This is a genomic window from Tolypothrix tenuis PCC 7101 (genome assembly GCF_963874875.1).
GTDB lineage: Bacteria > Cyanobacteriota > Cyanobacteriia > Cyanobacteriales > Nostocaceae > Aulosira > Aulosira tenue.
Window position 1 is genome coordinate 324,385 of record NZ_CAWNJS010000001.1, and the last position, 25,922, is coordinate 350,306.

The 25,922-nt window shown below is 38.8% G+C and carries 21 protein-coding genes; 7 read left to right on the forward strand and 14 right to left on the reverse strand.

All coding sequences use genetic code 11. From position 1 onward, the window contains the following. Positions 1–259 precede the first annotated feature (259 nt). Both AACU25_RS01300 and AACU25_RS01305 read right to left on the reverse strand, forming a co-directional pair. Positions 260–979, reverse strand: a complete 720-nt coding sequence (locus AACU25_RS01300; RefSeq protein ID WP_045869546.1) for a response regulator — start codon at positions 977–979, stop codon at positions 260–262. 419 nt (positions 980–1,398) lie between these two features. Then, positions 1,399–1,902 carry a hypothetical protein gene (locus tag AACU25_RS01305; protein ID WP_096573555.1) on the reverse strand — a complete coding sequence of 168 codons (504 nt, stop codon included), beginning with the start codon at positions 1,900–1,902 and terminating at the stop codon, positions 1,399–1,401. 430 nt (positions 1,903–2,332) lie between these two features. Here AACU25_RS01305 and AACU25_RS01310 point away from each other — a divergent pair, with 430 nt between their 5' ends. After that, entirely contained in the window at positions 2,333–3,394 is a 1,062-nt protein-coding gene (locus tag AACU25_RS01310) for a glutathione S-transferase family protein (RefSeq protein ID WP_096573556.1), read from the forward strand. A gap of 125 nt (positions 3,395–3,519) precedes the next feature. Here the strand turns inward: AACU25_RS01310 and AACU25_RS01315 are convergent, their stop codons facing one another. After that, a complete protein-coding gene (locus AACU25_RS01315; RefSeq protein WP_096573557.1) occupies positions 3,520–4,089 on the reverse strand; it encodes an HdeD family acid-resistance protein in 570 nt (189 codons plus the stop codon). Positions 4,090–5,003: 914 nt separating this feature from the next. Between AACU25_RS01315 and AACU25_RS01320 the strand changes: the two genes are divergently transcribed. Then, a complete protein-coding gene (locus AACU25_RS01320; RefSeq protein WP_190445677.1) occupies positions 5,004–5,447 on the forward strand; it encodes a CAAD domain-containing protein in 444 nt (147 codons plus the stop codon). Positions 5,448–5,559: 112 nt separating this feature from the next. Here the strand turns inward: AACU25_RS01320 and AACU25_RS01325 are convergent, their stop codons facing one another. Both AACU25_RS01325 and AACU25_RS01330 read right to left on the reverse strand, forming a co-directional pair. Then, positions 5,560–6,153, reverse strand: a complete 594-nt coding sequence (locus tag AACU25_RS01325) for an HPP family protein (RefSeq protein WP_096573559.1) — start codon at positions 6,151–6,153, stop codon at positions 5,560–5,562. Positions 6,154–6,632: 479 nt separating this feature from the next. After that, a complete protein-coding gene (locus AACU25_RS01330) occupies positions 6,633–8,219 on the reverse strand; it encodes a DHA2 family efflux MFS transporter permease subunit (RefSeq protein WP_096573560.1) in 1,587 nt (528 codons plus the stop codon). A gap of 141 nt (positions 8,220–8,360) precedes the next feature. On the opposite strand from AACU25_RS01330, the gene AACU25_RS01335 reads away from it, so the two are divergent. Continuing rightward, on the forward strand, positions 8,361–8,984 hold the full coding sequence (locus AACU25_RS01335; protein WP_321206622.1) for a TetR/AcrR family transcriptional regulator: 624 nt from the start codon (positions 8,361–8,363) through the stop codon (positions 8,982–8,984). 286 nt (positions 8,985–9,270) lie between these two features. Here the strand turns inward: AACU25_RS01335 and patD are convergent, their stop codons facing one another. Continuing rightward, the gene (patD, locus tag AACU25_RS01340) at positions 9,271–9,627 is read right to left on the reverse strand and encodes a heterocyst frequency control protein PatD (protein ID WP_096573561.1); all 357 of its coding nucleotides are present in this window, start codon (positions 9,625–9,627) and stop codon (positions 9,271–9,273) included. A 287-nt stretch (positions 9,628–9,914) separates the two neighbouring features. Here patD and AACU25_RS01345 point away from each other — a divergent pair, with 287 nt between their 5' ends. Continuing rightward, positions 9,915–12,191, forward strand: a complete 2,277-nt coding sequence (locus tag AACU25_RS01345) for a RelA/SpoT family protein (protein ID WP_096573562.1) — start codon at positions 9,915–9,917, stop codon at positions 12,189–12,191. A gap of 629 nt (positions 12,192–12,820) precedes the next feature. Here the strand turns inward: AACU25_RS01345 and AACU25_RS01350 are convergent. The 8 genes from AACU25_RS01350 to AACU25_RS01385 form a co-directional block, all read right to left on the reverse strand. Further along, on the reverse strand, positions 12,821–13,957 hold the full coding sequence (locus AACU25_RS01350) for a glycosyltransferase family 4 protein (protein WP_096573563.1): 1,137 nt from the start codon (positions 13,955–13,957) through the stop codon (positions 12,821–12,823). Further along, positions 13,954–14,877 carry a glycosyltransferase family 2 protein gene (locus AACU25_RS01355; RefSeq protein ID WP_096573564.1) on the reverse strand — a complete coding sequence of 308 codons (924 nt, stop codon included), beginning with the start codon at positions 14,875–14,877 and terminating at the stop codon, positions 13,954–13,956. The genes AACU25_RS01350 and AACU25_RS01355 overlap by 4 nt, the downstream gene beginning before the upstream one ends. Beyond that, positions 14,874–16,487 carry a glycosyltransferase family 4 protein gene (locus tag AACU25_RS01360; protein WP_096573565.1) on the reverse strand — a complete coding sequence of 538 codons (1,614 nt, stop codon included), beginning with the start codon at positions 16,485–16,487 and terminating at the stop codon, positions 14,874–14,876. Before AACU25_RS01360 ends, AACU25_RS01355 begins: the two co-directional genes overlap by 4 nt. A gap of 25 nt (positions 16,488–16,512) precedes the next feature. Further along, the gene (locus AACU25_RS01365; RefSeq protein WP_096573566.1) at positions 16,513–17,667 is read right to left on the reverse strand and encodes a class I SAM-dependent methyltransferase; all 1,155 of its coding nucleotides are present in this window, start codon (positions 17,665–17,667) and stop codon (positions 16,513–16,515) included. Between the two features lie 98 nt (positions 17,668–17,765). Next, the gene (locus tag AACU25_RS01370; RefSeq protein WP_096573567.1) at positions 17,766–19,580 is read right to left on the reverse strand and encodes a class I SAM-dependent methyltransferase; all 1,815 of its coding nucleotides are present in this window, start codon (positions 19,578–19,580) and stop codon (positions 17,766–17,768) included. After that, a complete protein-coding gene (locus tag AACU25_RS01375) occupies positions 19,573–20,874 on the reverse strand; it encodes an ABC transporter ATP-binding protein (protein WP_096573568.1) in 1,302 nt (433 codons plus the stop codon). The genes AACU25_RS01370 and AACU25_RS01375 overlap by 8 nt, the downstream gene beginning before the upstream one ends. A 104-nt stretch (positions 20,875–20,978) precedes the next feature. Beyond that, positions 20,979–21,824, reverse strand: coding sequence for an ABC transporter permease (locus AACU25_RS01380; protein WP_096573569.1), 846 nt, complete (start codon positions 21,822–21,824; stop codon positions 20,979–20,981). Between the two features lie 443 nt (positions 21,825–22,267). Further along, the gene (locus AACU25_RS01385; protein WP_096573570.1) at positions 22,268–23,023 is read right to left on the reverse strand and encodes a Uma2 family endonuclease; all 756 of its coding nucleotides are present in this window, start codon (positions 23,021–23,023) and stop codon (positions 22,268–22,270) included. A gap of 207 nt (positions 23,024–23,230) precedes the next feature. Between AACU25_RS01385 and petP the strand changes: the two genes are divergently transcribed. From petP to chlG, 3 genes are all read left to right on the forward strand, one after another. After that, a complete protein-coding gene (gene petP, locus AACU25_RS01390) occupies positions 23,231–23,425 on the forward strand; it encodes a cytochrome b6f subunit PetP (RefSeq protein ID WP_096573571.1) in 195 nt (64 codons plus the stop codon). Positions 23,426–23,497: 72 nt separating this feature from the next. Further along, positions 23,498–24,598, forward strand: a complete 1,101-nt coding sequence (locus tag AACU25_RS01395) for a Get3/ArsA fold putative tail anchor-mediating ATPase NosAFP (protein WP_096573572.1) — start codon at positions 23,498–23,500, stop codon at positions 24,596–24,598. A 199-nt stretch (positions 24,599–24,797) separates the two neighbouring features. Next, entirely contained in the window at positions 24,798–25,838 is a 1,041-nt protein-coding gene (chlG, locus tag AACU25_RS01400) for a chlorophyll synthase ChlG (RefSeq protein ID WP_096573573.1), read from the forward strand. The last annotated feature ends 84 nt before the right edge of the window (positions 25,839–25,922 follow it).

Genomic DNA, 25,922 nt, shown 5'->3' on the forward strand with positions numbered 1-25,922 from the left:
CCCAAAATCAAGAAGAACTCATCTATAGAACTTATATTTTATTTTTGAAGTTCACGTAGGATGCGTTAGCTACAGCGTAACGCATCAGCGTCAACTCAAATTTTAGATTACAGGGCTGATTCATCAAAGAAAAAAGGGTAAAGGTGTTTTTCCTTTTACCCTTTTTGCTGACTGTGTTCTGATAGAGGAGGGGTTTCTTGGCTAAGATTGAGAAACTTACTTTGTTAAACAACTTGTAGCAAATATTGCAAAGTAAAAGTTAGCTGACTAATCCTGCACGCAAAGCACGAACTGCAACCTGAGTTCTGTCACTAACCGAAAGCTTGTTTAATATATTACGGACGTGAGTTTTAACTGTACCTACTGTAATATAAAGCTGCTCGGCAATTTGAGCATTACTGCACCCATCAACAATTAACCTTAATACATCTAATTCTCGTGTAGTTAAAGGATAAGCTAGTAAAAATTCGCTTTCTTCTGGTGATAAAGAGTTAATCGTCACAGTTGAAGATTTAGAGCCAGCGTTTGGTTCATCATAAGCACTATTGCTTTGCTGTAAAACAATCCGAGCAATAGCAGGATCAATCCAGGAATTACCTTCATGAGTAACTCGAATTGCATCAGCTAATTTTTCAATGCTGGCATCTTTCATATAATAAGAATCTGCACCAGCTGCAAAGGCAGCTAAAACAGTATCTTCACTATCATTCATTGTTAAAATTAAAATTTTAGTTGGCAGAGGTGAATCTGCATCTTCAGAATCTTTGAAGATTTGCGTTAATTCAACTCCACTCATATCTGGTAAGCCTACATCTACTATTGCTACATCTGGTTGCAGAGAATTCAGTAGCTTCAAACCTGAATTAGCATTTTTAGCCTCACCAATTACTTCTATTCCTTCTTGTTGTTTTAAAGCAGTACGCATACCCATACGGGTTAGATCATGGTCTTCAATTAAAACTACACGAATTGTATCCATCATTAAGCCTCAGGTTTTTCCTAATTTTCAGTAATTAGAGGTAACTAAAATCTGCTTTGCGGCAGGTTATCTCTGCTATTGAAAAAAATTGTAAGGCTTGAGAAAGATTTCAGTCTATCCGTCAGAGGAACTGTTTGTCACAATGAAATTGCTTTCTTCCGAATAATCTGCCATCATTCGGAAGAAAGCTGGTAAAGTTTGAATATCTAGACTAAAGATTTTTTATTATCTATCTATTGGTAGATGATTTTGCACAATCGGGCTGTTGATAAGTGTAGATTTCAAATCCAGCAACAGCCTTGAACCAAGCAACCGCAGTCCTAATATGCAGGTTTGCTTGATATCAAAACTAATTGAATAGCGTATTGATAGATGTGGTGATTGATTTTGAATTGTTCAACCATCATCAGTATTGGCTTTTATTGCACAACTCTTATAGACTGAGCGATAATCGCAGGTCTATTTATATATGATGTATAGTATTCGTCTTGTAAATTTAAATTAAACTCTCGCTCAATTTGAGGAATTTGTAAATTGCGAACTTGACCTGTAACTTGAATTTTTCTATTGCGATTAGCAGGTAAATCAAAAGGAACCCCTGAAGCATTAACTACTAAAAGCGGTTCTTGAATAATTCTTGGCTGATCATTGACGGTGAAGGAGGTTAAGCCTACTTGCTGTACTGGTTGGCTTCTAATTGTGACATTTTTACCCACAAATTTATCTGTATCGTTAAGTACTTCTGATGTTTGGGTAACACGATTCACATTATTAGTATCAGGCTCATCAACATTACCGAATCTCACCATGCCAGCTATCAACACCAAAGAAAATAGTAGTAGTGCATCCTGGAACTTCAAACTACGTGGGGTATCTTGGGCTTTACTATCGCGTTCCGAACGCTCTTTACTTAGTATATTCATATAGGAAAACTCTCACATTGATGATAAGTACACAGTCAATAAATATTTGTAAAAACCTGCTATTTTATTGAGGTTTAAATAAATTCAGAATATTAATTCATGAGTATTTAAATTTATTTAATCTTTTTTAACCATTGCCAAAAATCAACTAATATTTGTCCTAAAATTTCTTTACTTAAATCATTAAAACAAATTACATTTATATTAAAAAAATACTATGGTATTGCCTTCTGGCTAAAGTGATAAAATTAGTTTTAAATATATATACAATCCGACACAAGACTAGAGGAAGAGCGCAATCTCTCCAATGCTATAGATATAGTGATTCAGCAATGCACGAATTACCAATACCGAAATAACTAAGTAGACTCTGGAAAATCCAAAGCTTGGTATTTTATAAAATCCCTTTAGGTTACCTTAATCACTAACTATGACTGATGTACAAAATTCCCAAACCGATTTTCCTCGGACTCACAGCAAGGGAAAATCATTACCACCCAAGCTAATTATCAAGCTGGGTAAGTTTGTTTGGTCAACAATGTGGCATACGATGATGTCAAAGATTGCTCCTCGAAGTAAATCGGGGGAGTATATTCGTCCTAACAGTCAGTTTAGAAATTTTATTAGCACAGATAAAGATAGCCGCTACCCAGCAGCAGCAGGACGTTATCATCTTTATGTGGGAATGAGTTGTCCTTGGGCGCATCGTACCCTAATTGTGCGCGCACTCAAAGGACTTGAAGATATTATCTCTGTCACTGTTGTTTATCCTTCCCCCATAGCAGGCGGTTGGGTGTTTAATGAAGAGGAAGAAGGTTGCGCTAGCTTGGCTCAATTTTATGCAGCTGCTCAACCTGGCTACAGTGGACGCGCTACAGTTCCAGTATTATGGGATAAACAAACTAAGACTATCGTTAATAACGAGAGTGCAGAAATTATTGTGATGCTGAACTCAGAATTGAACGAGTTCGCTAAGAATCCAACTATGGATTTGTATCCAGAAAATCTGAAAGAGAAAATTGATTGGTGGAATGAGAAGATTTATCAAAGTGTAAATAACGGTGTATATCGCTGTGGTTTTGCTCAAACTCAAGCAGCTTATAATCAAGCCTGTGATGAATTATTTACAACTTTGGATGAGATTGAAGCAGCGTTACAAACAAGTCGTTACCTCTGCGGAAACCAAGTTACGCTGGCTGATGTGCGCTTGTTCACTACTTTATTCCGCTTTGATGTTGCTTACTATGGGTTGTTCAAGTGTAACCGCCACAGAATTCAAGATTATCCCAATTTAGGAACTTACTTAAGCGATATATATCAGCTTCCGGGCGTGGCTGATACCTGCAATTTGGAAAGTGTGAAGCAAGACTATTATGGCAATCTCTTTCCGCTAAATCCCGGTGGAATTATTCCTTCTGGGCCGGATATGGCATATCTACTGAAAGCACATAATCGCGATAAAATTGGCAACGGTGCCAATTTACCAGTCTGAAAAATCAAAAGCGATCGCATTCACTTCAATTAATATCATGCAAATAGTGCGATCGCTTAATTTGGGTGGTTTGGTGGGTGAGTTTGGAATACCGTGCAATGCTCACCCTAGAAGATATCACAGGCTTAAGCGGCTCCTGCAGCTTGGTCAGGATTATTTAAATTAGAACGATTCCAAGACAGCATCAGCCGGGAAACGCCAGAGAATAGAATGCTAACACCTAGCAGTGTACCAATTACCCAAGGTGCATCAAATGGCCATTGGAACCAAATCATTGCACCTAATACTAATGTGATAATGCCGTCACCTAAAACCCATGTCCAATTTTGTTGAGGACGCAGTTTAAATGCCAGAATTAACTCGAAAACACCTTCGGTTAACAAGAAGCTACCCAGCAATAGAGTCAATGTGAAAATACCCGTAGAAGGGTAAATCAATAGCATGATACCTGTTGCAATGTAGAGTACGCCTAACAGCAGTTTCCACAGAAAGCCACCTGACTGGCGGGTGTTATATGCATAAAACAGTTTGGCAAATCCAGCAGAAGCCAGAATCACCGCTACCCAGGTTTCTGCAAAAATTGTGGATACAGTAGGTACTGCGATCGCAATCACTCCTAAAACAATCAAGAGAATGCCGGTTAATAGCGACTTATTATCACTCTTGTTGATATCACTAGAAACATTAGCTGTCATACAAATTTTCCCTAATACCTTTATTCAACTCTGAATTTAGGCTAAGGAATTTTTGCCTACCAAGGCATCACCCTAAGGTAGACTCGTAAGTATTAATTTCAATGCATGACATCTCATATTTAGCCTTAGTCGGCAACTATAAAGTTAAATAATCTCTCGAAAGAATTATAACTATAATAGTTACTGCTGAATTTTATGTCTATCAGTAGATGACATATAGCATATTTCAGGTAACTGATGTACTCAGTTATGTTACTCACTCAGGTAAGGCGTTTCAGTTAGCTTATGAAGGCTAAGAATATACTCAAACTCATCAGAGATTACAATTTAAATATTTATTTATAAAATCAATTTTTAAATTTGTTTTATTTAGAAAATAGAAAAAATTGTTTGGTGCGATCGCACTATATAAATTTGACAATAAATATTTTTATCTAGGGAAGTATCAAGATTTCATCTAAATTTCATCTTGATGTGTATTGAAAAACAGCGTGTTAAGCTCAGAATTGAATCGAAATAGATTTTTTTATCCCACTGTTTGTGCAGTGGGAGTTTTTTTATCAAGATTTAAATCAATAGTTGATAAGTAGTAATTAGGGATTTGTTAACACTAGAGTAAACATTCACTACACAATAATTTCACTGACTTTAGCAGGACTTATATCCCCGACTTTTTCAAAAAGTCGGGGTTCTGGGCAGCAATGTTTACTTAAGTAAGTGCATTCATTCCTACCCATACTAGTTTTATTTTATGAATAGCAAAACTGCTGTTTGGATTTAGCTAATCAATTTTAAAGAATAATTTTATAACTTTTGAGAGGCCAAATATATCCCATTGGTTGATGAAAAACAGACTAAAAACTGCCGGAATGGTAATATCACATCCGAAAATGAACAATTTCTCTAAAAAAACTATGCAAACTCAAGTACAACCACCCAAATATGTTGAGCCTCCTTATACAACCGATAAAACAATAATTGACAGTTCAGCAGCAGAAACTTTGTCAACACTAGCTAGCGAGGCTCAATCTGAGAAACAAGGTACAGAAATAGGTAGAAAAACTGCAGAATTTTTGGAAACATTGCCGAAAAATGTGGCTAATTTCGTCAATGAATACAATTTTCTTGTCATTAGCTTCGTTGTGCTTGTGGCAACGGTAATTGCCCTTAGAATGTTAGTGGCAATTACAGATGCCATCGATGATATTCCATTCCTGGCTTCATTTTTTCAGTTGATTGGCTTTAGCTACGTCATCTGGTTTGTCTCCCGCTATTTCTTAAAAGCTTCAACTCGCCAAGAGTTAGCAGGAGAAGTTGATTCAGCTAAAGAACAGATTACAGATAGCAATGCTTCTTAATGGCATCACAGGCTGAATACACTGAATTTTAATTGCGATCGCTCTTTTAATCTACACATAGAAAGTTTGGCGTTGCTGAATCCCACTTACGGAGAGACAGCAACGCCAACGTTTAAAACCAATACTTAGGATATGTTCGCTCATGTGCCAAATTATTGAATACTACGGCACAAAGTACCAAAATTATCGAACCTTCTAAGGCAGGAGTTAAGAGAAATTGCCAGGATGCTTTTGTCATCATTACAACTAATGCAACAGCACCAGAAGGAGGATGTAAGGTTGCAGTAAGTTGCATCATCCCAATAGCTGTAGCCACAGCCATTCCCATAGCCCAAGGTTCTGAACCGAAAAGATGCAGAATAGTCAGGCTAACTAATGCTGCTACAAAATTACCACCAATTACATTTCGGGGTTGAGCTAAAGGACTGTCAGGTATACCAAAGATTAATACACTTGTCGCACCAAAGGGAGCCATCAACAAAGGAGAATTCATTTTTATAGACAGGTAAGCGGTTGCTGCTATGCCAATAAAACTGCCGCACCAACTCCAAAAGATGTGTTTGTGGTGAGGTCTATCTAAAGCAGATGAACGTCTAGTTCCACGTATTTTAAAGCAGTAACTTTTCCATTTATCTTGAACATATTCATAATTAAATCTGCTTAAATATGTCGAAGAAAGCCGCCCTTTGGGTAAATAACCTTTCATAAATCTCTACAGCAACTACAACTAACAGTCTCAAAACAAAAAAATTCCCTGTATTTATTGCTTTAGCTAATTCTGCTCAGTAACTTAGCTAAAAAAATACCTAAACTCTGTCAAGAGGTGGAATTTTAAATTAGAGTTATCAGCTAAAATTCCCATCTGATAAACAGAAATTTTTGCTCTAAATCAGCATTCTTAGCAGTAATAAATTTAAATTCATTGATTAAAAAAATTTAATTGAGCGCGAATGTCATGAAACCTTGACATATAAGATCCAAAATATACTTTCAACCTGAGTAAGGAAATAGATGAATTATATAAATAAGTAATATTGCTTATAATATTTACTTATATTGATATGGGGCATAGGGCATGGGGCATGGGGCATTGGAAACTTATTCCTCCTGCTTCCTCTGCTGTCTTCACCTACTCTTTTTCAAAGCAATTCGCGCTTACCTACTATTTCTCAAAGGAACTCGCGCTCAATGTACTGGTGCTTTTGCTCCAGCGCCACCTTTGCCTAAAAAGAGTAATAAAGGTAATGAGCAGAGAAACGCTACTCCTACAACTCGAAAGATATCTGCAAAAGACAAAACCGCCGCTTGAATATCTACTGTTTGGCTCAGTAAAGCCAATGCTTGTTGATGGGCTGTTGTTGCATCCATACCTTGGTTTTGCATTGCTGCGGTAAGCAAGTCAAGGCGTTGATTGGTTTCTGGACTGTAAGGGCTAAGGTGAGATAAAAGCATAGCGCGATGAAACGCTTCTCTCTTATCTAGCAGGGTGGTGAGTATAGCAATGCCGATGCTACCACCAAGCTGCCGGGTGAGGTTGTAAAAGCCAGAACCAGAGGAAATATCTTTTTTGGGAAGTGAGCCTAAAGTTGCCAAACTTAACGGTAGAAACATCAAGACTGTAAAGGCTCCACGCCATACCAAGGGCCAAAATAAATCATCGGCTCCGGTTTGGGAAGTGAGTTTTGATAAATCAAACATCACCATAGCTGTACCCACACCACCGATCGCAATTAAAATTCTGGCATCGACTTTGGTAGATAATTTACCTAACATCACCATGACAATTGCTGATGCTAACGCCCCAGGTGCTAGTAAAAGTCCCGTTTGGGTAGCAGTAAAATGCAGGATACTTTGGGCAAAAATTGGTACAGCAAATAATGCGCCATACAATCCCATCCCCACAATTGCAGATAAAAAACTCCCCGCAGCTAAGGAACGGTGATGCAGCACTCTTAAATCCACAGCCGGATGAGGCGTTTTCAGTTCTCGCCAAATAAACAGCACTAAGCCTAAAATACTGGCAATCGCTAAGGTGGTAATAAAACCGGAAGAAAACCAATCCTCTTGTTCCCCTTCTTCTAAAAAGGTTTGCATACAACCAATAGCAACCACCAATAACCCGATCCCCAACCAATCGACGGCTTGGTTTTTTGCTTCACTTTTACCTTTATCCTGCGGTAAAAACATTGAAGACATCACTACTGCCAAGATCCCAAAGGGAATATTAATAAAGAAAATCCAGCGCCAACCCAAAGCATCGGTGAGGTAGCCTCCCAAAGTCGGGCCAATTGCTGGGCCAGAAATCACTCCCACTCCAAACACTGCTTGCGCTAAACCTTGTTCGGCGGGAGGAAAGGTTTCAAATAAAATAGCTTGAGCTTTCGCTAACAATCCCCCACCAAATAATCCTTGAGCGATGCGGGAGACAATTAGCATGGGCAAATTTACTGATAGCCCACAAATAACTGAGGCGATAGTAAAGCCAATTAGCGAAAATATAAAGTAATTTTTTTTACCAAAATAATCACCCAACCAAGCAGATAAGGGAATTAAAACAACATTGGCGATCGCATATCCGGTGACTACCCAGCCAATTTCGCTCACTGTAGCCCCTAAACTGGCTTGCATGGAAGTCAGGGCCACGTTAACAATGCTAGTGTCAATCACCTCTAGAATCGCACCCAGAGACGCAGAAAAAGCGATCGCCCATTTCAAAGGCCCTTGAACATAACCAGCTTGGTTAAAATTAGAACTTTTAATATTAGTAGCCATATTGGGGACTGGGGATTAGGGATTGGGGACTGGGTAATAGGAACACCAAACCCCTAACACAATCATATACGCTACGGTAGCGTATCGTATAGTCTTGCTCAAGACGGCGGAAAGTAAAGAAATTTACTGAAAATTGCCAAGATGGTCGGGTTTAGTCAAGATGTTGGTATGAGTAAGCGAATTAATAGCCCATCTGGACGACCACGCAGTATTCAAGCTAATCAAGCGATTCTGCAGGCAACTCTTGACCTACTGGCGGAAGTAGGGTATCAAAGCATGAGCATAGAAGCGATCGCATCTCGTGCTGGAGTTGGTAAGACAACTATCTATCGACGTTATACTTCTAAAGAAGAACTAGTTGCAGATGCGATCGAAAGCTTAAGAGCAGATGTAGCGATCCCAGATACAGGTACCTTCTGGGGAGATATGGATATCCTGATTGATAATGCCGCGAAAAAAATCTTGAGTCCTCTAGGTCGTCAGACACTCGCTTTAATTATCAGTACAGCCTCAAGCAATCCGCAATTTGCCCAAGTCTACTGGACAAAATATATAATGCCGCGTCGCGAGGCTTTTGCCCAAATTCTGCAAAGAGCCAAATCTAGAGGCGAAATCCAGCCAGATGCAGATGTAGATCTCATCACCGACCTCGTCAGTGGGTCACTCTATTATGCACTGATATTTAAACCCACAGCAGAGCCAGTAGACACCTATATGCATCGCACTATAACTCTGTTGCTTCGAGGGATTGGGCATGGGGCATAGGGCATTGGGCATTGGGCATTGGGTAATTGGTAATTGGTAATTGGTAATTGGTAATTGGTAATTGGTAATTGGTAATTGGTAATTGGTAATTTATTCTCCCCCTGCTCCCTGCTCCCTGCCCCCTGCGTCCTCATCTCCCTCTCCCCAGTCCCCAGTCCCCGATCCCCACTCCCCAATACCAATGCTCAATCGTGAAATTTACGGAGTTTACAACTTGTTGTCAAAATAGCTGTCAACTGGAAGTCAGAGGTGGGATGATAAATAAACTAGATCACCAGGAAATGAATCATGATTTTTCCTCTGTATCTTCTGGTCGCAGGATAGCATCACAATATTGGATGAGAGTTGTCAAGCGATCGCTAATGGTTTGCCGCCTGGCTTGTGCAGTTGATACCTGCCTTGCTCCTTGGAAAAACATTATGTCAATTTCCAATAGGCGCAACTGCTTGCCAATCTCTGTCCGATAAGACTGTTCTCGCGAATTCAGTTCAGGTAAAGGTAGAATCTGCTGCCCAAACAATTGATTTAAGGAGGCTAAACGCTGCCGCAGTTCGCTTGCATCTAGTGTGGTCTTATTGGCATCGGAGCGGAATTGCTCTAACAAATTTGCCAAGTCCTGATATTTCTCTTGATTTAGAGACATCCAGTGGTAGTTAAGATAGTATTAATGTCAAGTAATTTTTCTACAATAATCTTTCTTCAGCTCTTTTTAGAACAAGAAGCCTCAAGTCACGCTTTGAGGCTTCATTTGCCAGAAATATATAGGAATTATGTAACTTAAAGCTCGCACTTGATGGTTACCATAAAAAATTAGTAATCATCTTCTCAAGTTTTTTCTACCGGCCTTTGGCATTAGCATTTTCCGGCGGCGATGCTGTTAGTTTGCTCCTCTCTAACCCCTATCCACAGATCACCTTTAGTTCTCTTTGTATGAGTACCATAGTTCTCAATTCTTCCATTGATGTTCCTCTTCCGGAGTGGCTCAAAAAATGTTTAAAAGAGTCATACAGAAATGGTGGCGTAGCGGAAGACGATCGAAGGCATAATGATACAGTTTTAATTGCTCGAGCATTCCAATTCGCTTATCAACTGCATCAAGGACAATACCGAAAATCGGGAGAACCATATATTTGTCATCCCGTTGCAGTAGCAGGATTACTGCGTGATTTAGGCGGTAGTGCTGATATGATAGCAGCTGGATTTCTCCATGATGTAGTTGAAGATACAGAGATTACAATTGAACAAATAGAAGAGCAATTTGGTTCAGAAGTCCGGCAATTAGTAGAAGGTGTCACCAAACTTTCTAAAATAAATTTCAAAAGCAAAACCGAAAGTCAAGCAGAAAATTTTCGGCGGATGTTTTTAGCAATGGCACAGGATATTCGGGTTATTGTGGTGAAGTTGGCTGACCGTCTACATAATATGCGAACTCTGCAATTTATGCCAGATGAAAAACGCCGTCGCATTGCTCAAGAAACTAGAGATATTTTTGCACCCTTAGCGAATCGTTTGGGGATCTGGCACTTTAAATGGGAATTAGAAGATTTATCTTTTAAATATTTAGAACCAGAAGCTTTCCGCGAAATTCAACAGCACGTTTCTGAGAAACGGACATCACGAGAAGAGAAATTAGCGAAGGCTACAGCAACTTTACGCGATCGCCTCCAACAAACTGGAATTAAATGTCTCGATATTAGCGGTCGTCCGAAGCATCTTTATAGTATTTACCAGAAGATGCAGCGACAGCAAAAAGAGTTTCATGAAATCTATGATTTAGCAGCATTGCGGATTATTGTTGAGACCAATGAAGAATGCTATCGTGCTTTAGCGGTAGTGCATGATGCCTTTCGCCCAATTCCTGGTAGATTTAAAGATTATATTGGGCTACCAAAACCAAACCGTTATCAGTCATTACATACTGGCGTAATTGGGCTGACTGGTCGTCCCTTAGAAGTGCAAATCCGGACAATGGAAATGCACCATATTGCTGAGTATGGGATTGCTGCCCACTGGAAATATAAAGAAACAGGCAATTCTAATAATAGTCATTTAACAGCAACAGATGAGAAATTTACTTGGTTGCGGCAACTGCTGGAATGGCAAAGTGATTTAAAGGATGCTCAAGAATATCTTGATAGCGTCAAAGATAATTTATTTGAAGATGATGTCTATGTTTTCACTCCCAAAGGTGATGTAATTCCTTTAAGTCCAGGTTCCACCAGTGTTGATTTTGCTTATCGGATTCATACAGAAGTAGGTAACCACTGTGCGGGAGCCAAAGTCAATGGGCGCATGGTACCACTGTCAACGCGGTTGCACAATGGCGATATCGTCGAAGTTATGACCCAAAAAAACAGCCATCCTAGCTTGGATTGGTTGAACTTTGTCAGAACTTCCGCAGCTAAATATCGGATTAAACAATGGTACAAGCGATCGCGCCGGGAAGAAAATGTGGCTCGAGGTCGAGAATTATTAGAAAAAGAACTGGGTAAAACTGGTTTTGAGAGTCTCTTAAAATCAGACGCAATGCACAGCGTGTCTGAAAAATGTAACTACCACAGCGTTGAAGATTTACTTGCAGGTTTGGGTTACGGCGAAATCACCCTCAACTTAGTTCTCAACCGTTGGCGAGAAGTGGTGAAAGCACAACAACCTATGGTTGTTGCACCCCCATTTTTGCCCAAAGAGTCATCCAGCAACGCCAAAGCTTTGCGAGATGCACCAGCAACCCATTCCCGCGCCAGCGATTCGCCAATTGTTGGGGTAGAAGGTTTGGTGTATCACTTAGCTGGGTGTTGTACCCCCATTCCTGGGGAACCGATTATTGGCGTAGTTACCCGTGGGCGCGGAATTTCTATTCATCGTCAAGGGTGTAATAATCTTGAAAGTGTGGAATATGAACGGCTAGTACCAGTAGGGTGGAACAACGCCGCCGAACATACTGCACGTCCCCATACTTACCCCGTAAACGTGCAAATTGAAGCCCTTGATCGCGTTGGAGTGTTAAAAGATATTTTGTCACGCTTAAGCGATCAGGGAATCAACGTTCGCCATGCTCAAGTAAAAACTGCGATCGGACAACCAGCATTAATGGACTTAGGTATAGAAATACGCGATCGCCCACAACTAGAGCAAGTGTTTACCCAAATAAAAAAAATGAGCGACATTCTCAATATACGTCGCGTCGGTCAACTTGAAGATTCCTAGGGGCAATGATGCCCCTATATTATTCAGTAGGTACAGGTAATTAAGAAGTAGTGGACTGACAAGACTAAAATGTGGCAATATAATTTTCTTGTGGGGTGGACATCTTGTCCGCCCAGGACGGGCAAGATGCCCATTCCACAAGAGTTTGAGCAATGCACTATTTTAGTCTTGCCACGCCAGTAGGCTAACGCACCTTAAATTTTTGATATAACTACCCAACTGCAAAACCATCAAATTGACGCATAAAAGGTGACTGATAGGGTATCAGCTTTAGCAACATTGTCTGGTATTGTGAGTAAACAAAGGCAGTCCGTTAAGTTTGCAGCAAGCTGATTGAGTGAAGATTTTAGTAATGGATGCTTAATCGCATCTAGTATCTGTTTGGCAACGAGGGGTAATTTATACTAACCAACAAAAACCTGTATATTCGGTGAGTAAAAGTTAGTTGTTTGCGAGTAGGAAGAACGCAGCTTTCAGAGACCAGGTTAAGCTGATACGCGCCTAGATCAAATATTCTGTCGTTAGGGCTGTCAAGGGTCAAGAGTCAAAAGTCCAAGCTAGCCTTTGACCCTGGATTCTGGACTCTTGACCACCTGAGCGCGAAATATACAATTTAAATGCGTAACAGCTTATCTTGGTGGCATATTTAAAACATCTGTATATGCTTGCATCACTTCTTTTGCAGCTTTCCTCCACGAGAATTTACTTGCTTGTGTTTGACTATTAGTCTTGAGAATCTCACGGAATTTGTCATCATCCAGTTTTATAAAACCTGCCAAAATATCAGCTTCACTGCTAGGGTCTACATATAAAACTGCATTTCCACCCACTTCTGGCAAGCTTGTAGTATCAGAAGTAAGTACAGCCGTACCAAGGCTTATAGCCTCTAAAACAGGTAATCCAAACCCTTCATAAATAGATGGATAAATAAATGCCCAACAATTTTTATATAGCCATTTTAGTGTAGGGTCATCTACATAACCTAGCCTAATAATATGTTTACTCAATTCTAAATGATTAATAAACTGCTCCAGGTCTTCTTCTAGCCATCCTTGTCCTCCAGCTAAAACTAAAGGTTTAGAGTCAGAATGTAAATCAAGATATTGTTTATAAGCGCGTAAAGTTCTACGTAGATTTTTTCTAGGTTCTAAAGTTCCTACTGACAGCCAAAAATTATGAGGTTCGAGAGATGCTATCGGTTTTTCAGAATCTGTATCTGTAAAACGACTTCCTAAATAAACTACACGAGTTCTCTCTATAGGAAAGTTTGGAAATATTTCTAAAAATCGTTGTCTTGAATATTCCGAAATAGCAATAATTAGATCAGCTTGCATTGCTGCATCAAAAACACCATTAAAACAATTCCATCGGTTTTCTTCAGAAGTATACTCTGGATAATCTATGAAGCTCAGATCGTATAAAGTATAAACAAGACGTGAAGAAGTTAAACGGGGACAGGAAAAATTGTTGGCATGAACAATATCTGGATTACCCAATTTGTCTTCATCTATAGATGTGCTAACACTCCAAAAAGCTAGAGAATCATGATGCGATAAATTATCTAGCAGGTGAGTACAATTCTTTTGAGAAAAACGGATCGTACTTTTGGCATGTTCTGAATCCCAAAAGGTATTGCCAAAGGCTGAATATAGCAGATAATGATTATTATCAGACTCTTCTACTAATTTTTGAATTAGACTCGCAGCAAAATATCCACATCCTGCTTTAGCTTTTCCAGTTTGACTAATATCAAAACCAATTCTCATAAACTTTTAAACAATAAAGATAAATTCTTCAGGATTGCTATATTTGCAGCAATTACCCACCAAACCATTCTGGCTGACGCAGTTATCGTTATAATTTTTTTCCAGTGATAAAATGACCACAGGCTGTGATAAATTACTGCCTGAACAAATTTTAAATTCTGAAGAGGATTGCTTCTATCTAACTTTAAAGTTTCTTCTACCTTCACATGGGCATAAGCGAAAATCCATTTATCAGGTACACTCCTAAATTTGGAATGCATCATATTATTTATCTCATAATGAACTGCTATTCGCTGACCAAGTGTCTTATTATCTTTATAGAGACGCGAACCAGCAAGCTTACGGGATAGGTAATAAAATGGAATATGTTGACCATAGCGAAGCCACAACTCATAGTCCATACAATACTTAAGAGAAGCATCTAAGTTTCCATATCTATCAACTAGATAGCGACGAAAGAATACAGCTGGTTGACACAGAAAACAAGTATCAATTAGACGTTGGAAATTCCAAGGTTCTGTTGGATAGGCTTCAATAAATACATCTTGTTCATCAATATGGTCAGCATTACCATAGATGATTTGTATCTCGGGATTTGATGCAAAAATTTCTTGAATTACTTCAAATGTTCCAGGATAATAGATATCATCAGAATTAATCCAGGCAATTATCTCACCTGTTGTGAGCGCAATACCTTTATTGACTGCATCAGCTTGCCCATTATCGGGTTCTGATATCCAGCGTAAATTGTCATCATAATGCTGCAAAATCTCTATAGTCTCATCTGTACTACCACCATCACAGATGAAGTACTCAATTTCTATATCTGAAGATTTTTGAGAGAGTACACTTTGTATAGTTCTCTCTATAAAACGACCTTGACAAAAAGAAGGTGTAATAACGCTAAATTTTAAGTTCACACCACACTCTCTAAAGCAAGAATTGAACTAGATTCGCCATCAGCTAACTTAAGACGGCAATCACGTACTATTACCCCAAGTTGGCGCTGATCTGAGTTAAGGTTAATTTGACTAGGCTGGAAGCTAGGTAAAATCTGCACAGTAATTTCTTCCCCTGTAGATGAAACTGGCCAAACAATCTTCTGTGATGCAGCTCGAATGCAGGTATAGCATGACTTTTTACCTTTTGTTTGTAACGTTATCCTTGCTTTTGTAGCTGGAAAAAATGCGGGAGTCTCCAACAAAATCTCTAGAGTTCGCCCTGGAGAACCCGGTTCTATAGAAATAGAAAACTCAGGTGCAGACCAGCCATCATCATAAATACCAGAAATCGATGTTTGAATTGATGTAGGATGATTGAGGGCTACTGTCTCAAATATATTGAGATACTCATCAGCCATTTTTTGCCCATCAAATAGCTTTAACCTTTGATATCCTTGATTAACTAACTCTTCAATTAATAGTGAATTGCTACTAATCTTGAGCAAGCATGATGCTATTTCATCGGGTTTGCGAGGATCAAAATAGATAACTGCATCTCCTCCTACTTCTGGCAAACTAGCAGCATTACTAGATAATACTGGTTTACCAAATGCCATAGCTTCTAAAACAGGAATACCGAACCCTTCATATAACGAAGGAAAAACTAAGCATTCACAACCTTGCCAAACTGATGTCAATGCTTCTTCATGCAAATAACCCAAAAATTTGACATTTTCACTCAGCCCCATTACTTTGGCTGCTGCCTTTAATTGGTTTTGTTCATCTTCTAAAGCTCCTGTAAATACTAAATCAAAACCATCTGGCAAATGTTTTTTATATATTCCATAGGCTGTTAATAGCATACGATGATTTTTATGCGGCCAATAGTTGGCTGGGTAGAAAATATATTTTCTTTCTGCCAAATCTAGATTTATCAGATTTTCTTTGACAATGTTTTCATTGAGTTTAGTTAAACGTTCATGAATAGAAATCGGGATAACAGCAAATTTTTCTGAAGGAGCTTGAAAGTATTTAATAAAAGATTGACGTGTAAAATCTGAGATACAAATTATTTTCTGCGATTTTCTTAGGAGTTCGGTGATAAATTTTGTGCGGTGTTGTTGTTCTTGAGGGGTAAAGAAAAATTTGTAGTCTAGATGTTGTAAATCATAAGCAATGGCTACTACTGGTATACCCTTTTCAGCATAAGTTGGTGCAGAGAAAGGGCAAAAAAGTAAATTAATATTATGTTTTTTAAGTAATGTACTCTGATTAATAGAGTCAATTAGCTTGATGCTGATTTTATTCCATATTTTCTGAAGCAGTTTAGAGAATAATCCCGATTGATTTGGTTTTGGGTTTTCAGTTAAATTAGAAACTAACAGACATTCTGTATTATCAGTTTCGTATTGCTTGATTTCTGAGTGATTCCAAGGTGCTGTCAGTAGTAAAAAATGATGATGAGGAGCTAATTTTTGAAATTGTTTAATTAAAGTTAGAACTAAGACCTTTGCTCCGCCATTTTCTCCTCCAACTCTTAAAGGAGTGAGGTCTATGGCAATCCTTAAAGATGATTGTATTTCACTCATATGATCATTTGAACATTTTTAAAATTTATAGTTTGTATCCTACTACTGCATAATCTTGCGGCCCATAAAAATAATTATTGAATTTTTCAGCTAACTCACCACCACTGACTTTATACGTGTCTGGGTAAGGATGCAGGTCTATAACTCTGACTTGAGATAAACCCTGAATCTCCAGCATAAATTTAATCAAAGCACTAGGTAATGGATGATTATGAGTCGGGTCAAAATAAAAGTTACAACTACCAACTAGAACATTTTGAGGATTAGGCGTTTCAAAAATAGCTAGTCCCCCAGGCTTAAGTGTTCTGGCTACTTCACTAAAAAATTTCATTAATATAGGAAAAGTTAAATGCTCGATGATATGAAAGCCAGTAACAGCACCTAAAGTATGATCAGGGAGAGATTGCAAATAAAGCATGACATCTGCTTCTATGACATCAAATCCTCTTGAACGAGATTGTTCTACCATTACCTTATTAATATCAAGTCCTCTAGCTGTATATCCGGATTCTTGCAATAACTCTAACCACTCACCTCGTCCACAACCTACATCCAAAATAGGGAAGTCTGGGTTACCAATATTTGTTTCTGCAATCAACGGTAAATACACTTTTAAGCGATTGAGAATTTCCTCTCGCTGACCACGAAATTGGTCTTCAAAAGCCACATAGAATGCATCTAATAAATCAGGTTCTTCATTAACAAATGTCTGCAGTTGTTCTTGATTGAAAGGTTCTGGTAAGCGTTTTTTTGATTCTTCTAAAAACATTTCAATTAAACGCTTCTGTTGGATTAAGTCATTTTTGAGGTAACTGTCATTAAGAATAAATTCATCTTGCAACTTTTTCAGGTGAGTATCTACAGATGCTAATTGTTGATCTATATTTTGTATATGGCTACTATTTTTATCTATGTATTCATCTAGCTGTTGCCTTAAAGTAGTTATTTCTTCTATTAGCTGTTGATTGAGAGCTACAGATTCTCGCAAAGCCATAATTAAATTCAAGTTTACTTCTCTTTGATCTTTAAAGAGAAAGTTGATACATTTTAAAATAAAATTTTGAAATCTTAAGCTTAAATTAAAAGGAAAGAAATTTAAATTACCAGGCCACTTTGTACGCGGTTGCGCTCTCAGTTCTGCATTATTTAATAAGTCTTTTAAATTATTAACTGATGACATTGGGTTTATCTTAATAAGTCTTTATTTAAATTACATCCTATCTGATTATCATACAGTTCTAGCTAAAAATTGATTAAACATTATTACTCAGAATGGCTTTAATCAGCTTTTAAATTGATTGTTATTGGAATATCTTGTTTTAAATTTATCGGTTCTTGATCGAACCAGCGCACATTCTCTTGCACAAGCGTCAGTCTGAGCAGATAATTACCATTTTCCTGAGGGATTTTAATTTTTACTTTGTATGAGTTTTGTGCTATCGGGTTTAGTGGTGGAAAGATTGCTGTTCTCTCTCCATCAAAGATAATATTATTGGTGCCTGGCTCATTCATCCAATGGTAACTAAGGTGAACTGGGTTAGGAAGAAAGCTATTGAAGATAAATTGACTATGATTAATTAATTCTATAGATACCTCAAAGTCACTGCCGATAACTAGATTTTGAGGAAAATCTTTCACAACTAATTTTAATTTTTCGGCAACCTGATACGGTAAAGGTTGCATTTGTAGCCGCTGCTTTAACTCACTCTGATTTATGGGTTGATGAGCAGCAATAGCAAATAAGCTAGTTGCAGAACGAAGTTCTTGTATTGAATATTTATTTACCAGGCTACCTCCGGGGTGAGTTGGTTCACCAAACCAAACTAGTACATATTCAAAGTGTCTAGCTAGTTGCTTTTTTAATACCCGGGGTGACTGTTCATTAATGTGCATTAACATTTCATACCTAGTACGTGGTTGTACTGGTAAATATGCACCTACAGATGCAGCAATCCTTCTTTTCCTTTTGTACTCATACTGGTAGTACCAAAGGTTAGGAAATGTATGTATGACAAACAAACCATCTGGATTGATGGCTTGAGAAATTTTACTGTATAGTAACTCTACTTCTGCAACTGATAGGTGTTCGATCACATCAGATGCTACTGCTAAATCATAGGCTTTGGGAAAGGATAAATCACATATATTTTCACATAGAAAATCTACATTATTTTTTAAATTCTCTTCATCTATAAAGCATTTTTGTGCTAAATCAATAGCACTTTGAGCGTAGTCAATCGCTGTTACCTGAAATCCTTGTTTGGCAAAATGGTAGGTTAGTTCACCTCTACCACAAGCAATATCTAAGACTTTCCCTGATTTTTTCAAACTAGCAATAGTGGCAACTGCTCTTAGTCTAGAGTCCTCTAACTTTTTACCTTGATATATTTTGTATGCATCAAACCCACCGCAATCTTCTGTATAATATTCCTTGGTATAAGTATTACGAATATCTGTGCTAGATGTAACTTGAATATTAATATTTTGATGAAATTGATTTAAATAATTAGGAGAAACTTTGATTAATAAATCTCCAGCATAACCAGGTATGACACCATACCAATCTAGTAAGTCGGAGTTAGTGAATAAAAAATCGCTAACTGCCATAAAATTTTGCCTTGTCCAGAGATATCCATCTACCAGGACATAACGTGACTGCTTAATTGCAAGTTCTAAATCATGAAAGGAACCATTACCATCTTGTTGTCCATCAACATGAATTAGATCGTATAAATCTCCAGGCAAGCGGTTCATAACCTGTGTATCAGCAATCATATATTCTGTATGAAATTGCTGAGTAATAGTTTTTGCCCAGTTAATTGCACCTTTGATACCACCGTAGGAATCTGTATCTAAATCGATACCAACATATTTGGCAGATGGATTTCCATGCAGAAAAGCAGCAGAGGAGTAGCCATAACGTACTCCGATTTCTAGGATTGTAGCGGGTTTGAGAACATGAGCGATCGCCCACTTTAGTTTGTAGTAGTCAAACCATTCGTTAAATAGATGTCCCAGTGGATCATCTGGGTTGGCGGTTTGTCGAAAGTCATATTCTGTCTGTCTTGCCTGCTGAATTATCTCATCAAACATAAGCCTGCTTATCAATAGAAACTGTGGGTGAAAGATTTACAATACCTGACCAACGTATAGAATTTGTATTTTTTAAAACTTTTAATACGGAAACATTATGAGCATAAAGCAAAGTACGTTCAAATGTACTTTCTCCAATAACACCATCAGCAATACCAAATGTAATTGTGTATTCTCCCTCCATTAAAGGTACGTAAAAACGGAAGCAAATTTCTACTAAAGTAGCGCTATCTACTCGACCGATGCTTTTTCCCATACACCAGGTATTGGTTTCAAAAATTACCTCACCTGTCTTCTCTCGGATTTTAAATCCGATATGTGGATCTGCATAGGATTGAAGAAATAAAATTCCTATGGATAATTGCAATAATTGCTCGCTAATAGCTACTAATATTTCTTCTCCTTGCTCATCCAAGAATCTGATAAACTTTATACTAACATCTGGAGCATTAATTACTACTTCATCAACAGCACTTGTTACAGAAGATTCCTGCTCTAATTTACGAGAGCCATCTTCTGAGATAATATCGATTTTAACTGCATCTGGTTGCACATCATTCTTCTGCAGAAGTTTAGCTTCATATAAATCGATTACTTGTTTTGGTTGTGCATCTAAGATTAATTTCCCACCTTCTAATAGCAAGGCTCTACTGCAGAGTTTATGTACAGCTGTTGAATCATGGGAAACAAATAACAGAGTTGTACCGATATCTCTCAATTTTCTAATGCGTTCATAACATTTTTGTTGGAAATAAATATCTCCAACGGCCAGTGCTTCATCTACTATGAGAATTTCGGGATTAACATTCACCGCTACGGCAAATGCTAGCCGCACAAACATCCCACTGGAATAGGTTTTTACTGGCTGGTCGATAAAACTACCAATATCAGCAAATTTTTCTATTTCAATAAATTTATGTTCTATTTCTTCTTTATTTAAACCTAGAATTTGACCATTAAAAAATACATTTTGTCGTCCTGTAAATTCTGGATTAAAGCCGCTACCTAATTCCAATAAGGCAGAAACTCGCCCATTTACTACTACTTCTCCTGTAGTGGGTGTGAGCGTTCTAGCAATAATCTGTAATAACGTACTTTTACCAGAGCCATTTTGTCCGATAATTCCTAAAGTTTCACCTTGATAAAGTTCTAGGTTAATATCTTTTAACGCCCAGAACTCTTGAGAATGAATGCTTTTCGGTATTAAAATTTCTTTGAGCCGATCTATAGGACGAGCATAACGCTTATAGCATTTTGAGACATTTTTTAGCGAAATTGCAATCTCATCACCCATAGCATCGCACACTTACTACTAGCAGATCTGAAAAATTAGACAAGATATCAACCCAGCGATCGCATGATTTTTTATGAAGCTCAATTTGGGTTAATTCCCCAGATTTATAACACATCAGCAAAGGCCGGACGCAACCGTCTATATAGGGAAAACCCACAGCCAAATACCACCAAGGAAACTATAAAAGCCACTCCCCATTCACCCCAGTGTTTTACCTCCCCGACTAAAATTAAATCACGATATACTTCTGCGATCGCAGCTATGGGATTTAACCAAAATATCCAACTGCGCCATTGCTCAGGAATAGTAGATGCGGGATAGACAAGCGGTGTTGCATAAAACCAGATATTTAGGATTACCCCTAAAGTCTGAGGAATATCCCGCAAAAACACTGTCAGTCCTGCTGTCAAGTAACCTAATCCGGCTGTAAGCAATAATTGTGTTAACCAGACTAAGGGTAACAACGCCAATGTAGTATGTAAAGTATGGGCACTGATAGCTACAAAAAAAATCAATGCCATTAAGCCAAAAGAGCTTTCAATAAATGTTGATAAAATTGGCACTAAGGGTAATAAAGCTAAGGGAAAAACTACTTTTTTGACTAAATTTGGCTGTGTAACTACGGAGTTAGCAGATTGAATTAGTCCGCCTGTAAATGCAATCCAAGGTAGTAAGCCGGCAAATAACCACAAACCAAAAGTAAAATTATTGTCTGGTAAAGTTTTCAGGGTTAATTTGACTTTGAGAACAATGGAGAATACATAGGTGTAAATTAATAATTGCGATAGCTGATTCAGCAAAGGCCATAAATTGCCTAAAACGGAACCTTTGTATCGCCCTTCTAAGTCTCTTCTGACCAAAGTTCTGAGTAAATCAAACTTTACCCATAATCTTTGATCTACTGGTAGAATACGCCTCAAACTTCCTGCTTTACGTACAACTCCTCGCATTGTTCTTAGCAATTTCTGCTCCCTTGCTCATTACAGATGGCATCCTAGTGCTATTGATGAAGCTAATTAGTGATTAAGGTTCCCTTTGCATGACTAAATAAGCAAATCATTATACCAATTTCAGCAGTCTTTGCAAAATACCAATATGTATCAAAATCGCTGATGTAAATCTTGAGCAAATTATCTATGGCACAATACAGTTCAGAGTTGTGGAAACAGCTAGCTCAATTGGGGGAAAATCCCCTAAACCCCTCCAAAATTATTGTTGAGTAACTAGTTTTTTGGTGTTTTTGTCAATTAATTTTCTTAACTCAACCGTATTGATCTATGGCAGCATTTTTACTACTTGATATTAATAGAAAATACTGTCTTGAATTAATTTGCTTTAATATCAATAAAATGTCAGGCAAGGTGATAATTAGAAAAAATTAAACGCAGATTAATCAACTCAAATTATCAGGATCTACGCCTAGCGAACGTACATACTCTGCCAATTTTTCTGCACGTTGCCTTTCCTGTTCTGCACGTTGCCTTTCCTGTTCTGCTTTTTCTGCCAGGGTAGGTACCCAGCCCTGTGCATTATACCAACGCAACCATAAACCTGTGATCTGCTGATAAGTGCCTTGCCACAATCCTAATCCCAGTTCTAACTCTTCTAGCCAAAAGCGGTTTTCTGTTAGAGATATTGCTTCATAACGACTGCCTATAAGTTGAAAGATCCTCAGATGATTTTCGTAGCGATCGTATACGACATAGTAAGGAACCCGCAAAACACGTTCATAAACTTCCCATTTAGTTGGCGGTTGATTGACTTCCCTGAGAGTTCTTCCTAAGTCTTCTTGTTCTGTACCGGGTGAAAGTAATTCAACTACTAAAAATGGATTAATTCCTTCTTGCCAAACAACGTAACTTAAGCGTAAGTCTTGCTGTTGGCTAGCACCAGCTACCCCTAAAACTACGTACCAATCGGGCCTTTTGTACCACAAAGGATGGCGAGGATTGTAGTACAGGTTTAAATCGCTAGCCAGTAAAATTTCTGTGGGTAAATAGTTGGGAGGTTGACAAGTTTCAGTTAATAAATCAGCCTGAATACAGTGAAATTCGTCCGGCAAGCCTGATTCCCCTATTAATTCGCTGGGTAAATCATACATCGTCGGCATTGTTTCTTGGGGCGGGCGCGGCGGATTTGGATCGTACATGGCTGCTCGTTGACGCAAAGAAAGCGATTTTTTACTTAAATCAAATTATCAGGGTTAACTCTTAGCTATCGCAGACAGTTTATCAATTGATGTTGTGATTGATTATTTGTTGCCTGATTGTTGATCTACCTCATCATCCTAAATGTATTACAGAAGAGTCACGGATTCAGTTAAACTGAGACTTGGTTTATTGCATTATATCTAGGCATGGAAATCGGACAGAAGGTTAAGGTCTTTCGTTTGCGCGATCGCGTATCTCCCGCTGTTGTAAAAAAATTAGGACAAGTTGGTACTATCCTCGGCTACAAAATGACAGATGGTAGCAGTGTGGGTATAGTGGTGCAATTTGAAGATAATTTCTCCACTTGGTTTTTTGAAGATGAGCTAAAAGTCGTACAGTAGGCGGAAGCACAGAATATTTGCCGAGTGCTAAGTTGGAGTTGAAAACATCGGCGGTAAGGTGGAAATCAACTAATGACTCTGATATTGACATTTTTGGGCAAAGGCGGCATTGCTCGTACCAAAATTGCGATCGCCGCCGCTAAATTATTGGCTAGCGAAGGCAAGCGCGTACTTCTGGCTGGATTGGCAGAACCAACATTACCGATTCTGCTAGAAACTAGCCTAACACCCGACCCTCAAGAAATTGCTCCCAATTTGCAAGTAGTACAGTTTCAAGCATCTGTATTATTAGAACGCCAATGGGAAGAAGTGAAAAAACTGGAGGCGCAATATCTCCGCACACCAATTATTAAAGATGTTTTTGGTCAAGAATTGGTGGTATTGCCGGGGATGGATGGTGCTTTAGCCTTAAATGCAATCCGTGAATATGATGCCAGTGGCAAATATGATGTGATTGTTTATGATGGCACAGGTGATGCTTCTGGTTTACGAATGTTGGGATTACCAGAGTCTTTGAGTTGGTATATGCGACGCTTTCGGCAATTAATTGTTAACTCAGATTTGGGGAAAACAATCGCTGAATCGCCTTTAATTCAACCACTGATTAGCACTCTGTTCAATTTTAATTGGACAGCAGATAACTTCGCTCAACCGACTAATCAAGTTAATAATTTTTTAGAAAAGGGTAAAGCTGCCCTTGCCAATCCCCAGCGTGTTGCTGCCTTTTTGGTAACTACACCAGATCCAATTGAGGTAGCCAGCAGCCGTTATTTATGGGGTAGCGCGCAACAAATCGGTGTGACGGTTGGTGGTGTAATTGTTGTGTCTTCCGAGACCAACCCCAATCTCACAGAGGAATTTAGCCCTCTGTCCATTAGTGTAGTGCCTGATGCCTCAACTGGTGAATGGCGATCGCTCATGGATGCCCTACCAGATTTTGCTCAGGAAGCACTAAAAGCTCCCAAACCCATAGAAGTAGATACCCATAACCGTCAGGTACGATTATTTTTACCTGGATTTGATAAAAAACAAGTCAAGCTAACTCAGTATGGGCCGGAAGTAACTGTGGAAGCAGGCGACCAACGGCGCAATATTGACCTTCCACCTTCTTTAAGTGGAAAACCCATTACTGGGGCGAAGTTTCAGAACAGTTATTTGATCATTTCGTTTTAAGTTAGAGATAGTGGGGACTGGGGATTGGGGACTGGGGACTGGGGACTGGGGACTAGGTAAATGAGGGAAGGCAAAAATCTTAATGCCCTATGCCCCATGCCCCATGACGGCAGTTGCTACAACGGAGGAGACCTCCGCAACGCACTGCCTCCCCCATGCCCAATCCCCAATGCCCTATGCCCTATGCCCAATTAATCTTATGTCTGAATCATCTCCCATTACTCCAAATTCCAATTCGGCGGAAGCAATAGAGTCCGTTAATACTACTGAAGAGATCACCGCAGTTGGCGATCGCAGTTCTAAAACTCGGCAACTGTTGGGGATGAAAGGCGCAGCACCAGGGGAAACCTCGATTTGGAAAATCCGGTTGCAACTGATGAAGCCGATTACCTGGATTCCCCTGATTTGGGGTGTAGTCTGCGGTGCGGCTTCTTCGGGTAACTATACTTGGACGCTGGAAAATGTGTTGAAGGCGGCGGCTTGTATGTTGCTTTCCGGCCCCTTGCTAACGGGTTATACCCAAACCATCAATGATTTCTATGATCGCGAAATTGATGCGATTAACGAGCCTTACCGTCCTATTCCTTCTGGTGCTATTTCCGTACCCCAAGTAATTACGCAGATAGTTGTATTATTACTTGGTGGTATTGGTTTAGCTTTTGTACTGGATTTGTGGGCTGGTCATGACTTCCCCAACATTACAGTGTTGGCTATCTTTGGTACTTTTATTGCCTACATCTATTCAGCGCCACCACTGAAGCTGAAGCAAAACGGCTGGTTAGGAAATTATGCCTTAGGAGCCAGCTATATTGCTTTACCTTGGTGGGCGGGTCATGCTTTATTTGGCGAACTGAATTGGAAAATTATGGTTCTTACCCTGGTTTACAGTTTAGCTGGACTGGGGATTGCCATTGTTAATGACTTCAAGAGCGTAGAAGGCGATCGCCAATTAGGATTACAATCACTACCTGTAATGTTTGGTGTCACTACTGCGGCCTGGATATGTGTAGTGATGATTGATGTATTTCAAGGATTTATTGCTGCATATCTGGTCAGTATCCATGAGAATTTGTACGCAGCAATTCTTGTACTGTTGATTTTGCCGCAAATTACTTTCCAAGATATGTACTTTTTGCGTGACCCCTTAAAGAACGATGTGAAGTATCAAGCCAGTGCCCAACCATTCTTAGTCTTAGGAATGCTTGTGGCTGGTTTAGCACTAGGTCATGCAGGTATTTGATTTATACTTCTAGAGTAAGAAGTTTAGATATAGGGGTTAGGAGGTAACATTACTTCTAACTCCTAATTTTTAATTACTATCAGA

What these genes read in the sequence shown, in the direction of transcription:
- AACU25_RS01345 (WP_096573562.1), top strand. Translation starts at nt 9,915, where the DNA reads ATGAGTACCATAGTTCTCAATTCTTCCATTGATGTTCCTCTTCCGGAG.
- AACU25_RS01365 (WP_096573566.1), bottom strand. Translation starts at nt 17,667, where the DNA reads ATGTCATCAGTTAATAATTTAAAAGACTTATTAAATAATGCAGAACTG.
- AACU25_RS01380 (WP_096573569.1), bottom strand. Translation starts at nt 21,824, where the DNA reads ATGCGAGGAGTTGTACGTAAAGCAGGAAGTTTGAGGCGTATTCTACCA.
- AACU25_RS01325 (WP_096573559.1), bottom strand. Translation starts at nt 6,153, where the DNA reads ATGAAAGGTTATTTACCCAAAGGGCGGCTTTCTTCGACATATTTAAGC.
- petP (WP_096573571.1), top strand. Translation starts at nt 23,231, where the DNA reads ATGGAAATCGGACAGAAGGTTAAGGTCTTTCGTTTGCGCGATCGCGTA.
- AACU25_RS01310 (WP_096573556.1), top strand. Translation starts at nt 2,333, where the DNA reads ATGACTGATGTACAAAATTCCCAAACCGATTTTCCTCGGACTCACAGC.
- chlG (WP_096573573.1), top strand. Translation starts at nt 24,798, where the DNA reads ATGTCTGAATCATCTCCCATTACTCCAAATTCCAATTCGGCGGAAGCA.
- patD (WP_096573561.1), bottom strand. Translation starts at nt 9,627, where the DNA reads ATGTCTCTAAATCAAGAGAAATATCAGGACTTGGCAAATTTGTTAGAG.
- AACU25_RS01335 (WP_321206622.1), top strand. Translation starts at nt 8,361, where the DNA reads ATGGTCGGGTTTAGTCAAGATGTTGGTATGAGTAAGCGAATTAATAGC.
- AACU25_RS01315 (WP_096573557.1), bottom strand. Translation starts at nt 4,089, where the DNA reads ATGACAGCTAATGTTTCTAGTGATATCAACAAGAGTGATAATAAGTCG.
- AACU25_RS01320 (WP_190445677.1), top strand. Translation starts at nt 5,004, where the DNA reads ATGCAAACTCAAGTACAACCACCCAAATATGTTGAGCCTCCTTATACA.
- AACU25_RS01330 (WP_096573560.1), bottom strand. Translation starts at nt 8,219, where the DNA reads ATGGCTACTAATATTAAAAGTTCTAATTTTAACCAAGCTGGTTATGTT.
- AACU25_RS01305 (WP_096573555.1), bottom strand. Translation starts at nt 1,902, where the DNA reads ATGAATATACTAAGTAAAGAGCGTTCGGAACGCGATAGTAAAGCCCAA.
- AACU25_RS01395 (WP_096573572.1), top strand. Translation starts at nt 23,498, where the DNA reads ATGACTCTGATATTGACATTTTTGGGCAAAGGCGGCATTGCTCGTACC.
- AACU25_RS01360 (WP_096573565.1), bottom strand. Translation starts at nt 16,487, where the DNA reads ATGAGTGAAATACAATCATCTTTAAGGATTGCCATAGACCTCACTCCT.
- AACU25_RS01385 (WP_096573570.1), bottom strand. Translation starts at nt 23,023, where the DNA reads ATGTACGATCCAAATCCGCCGCGCCCGCCCCAAGAAACAATGCCGACG.
- AACU25_RS01375 (WP_096573568.1), bottom strand. Translation starts at nt 20,874, where the DNA reads ATGGGTGATGAGATTGCAATTTCGCTAAAAAATGTCTCAAAATGCTAT.
- AACU25_RS01300 (WP_045869546.1), bottom strand. Translation starts at nt 979, where the DNA reads ATGGATACAATTCGTGTAGTTTTAATTGAAGACCATGATCTAACCCGT.
- AACU25_RS01370 (WP_096573567.1), bottom strand. Translation starts at nt 19,580, where the DNA reads ATGTTTGATGAGATAATTCAGCAGGCAAGACAGACAGAATATGACTTT.
- AACU25_RS01350 (WP_096573563.1), bottom strand. Translation starts at nt 13,957, where the DNA reads ATGAGAATTGGTTTTGATATTAGTCAAACTGGAAAAGCTAAAGCAGGA.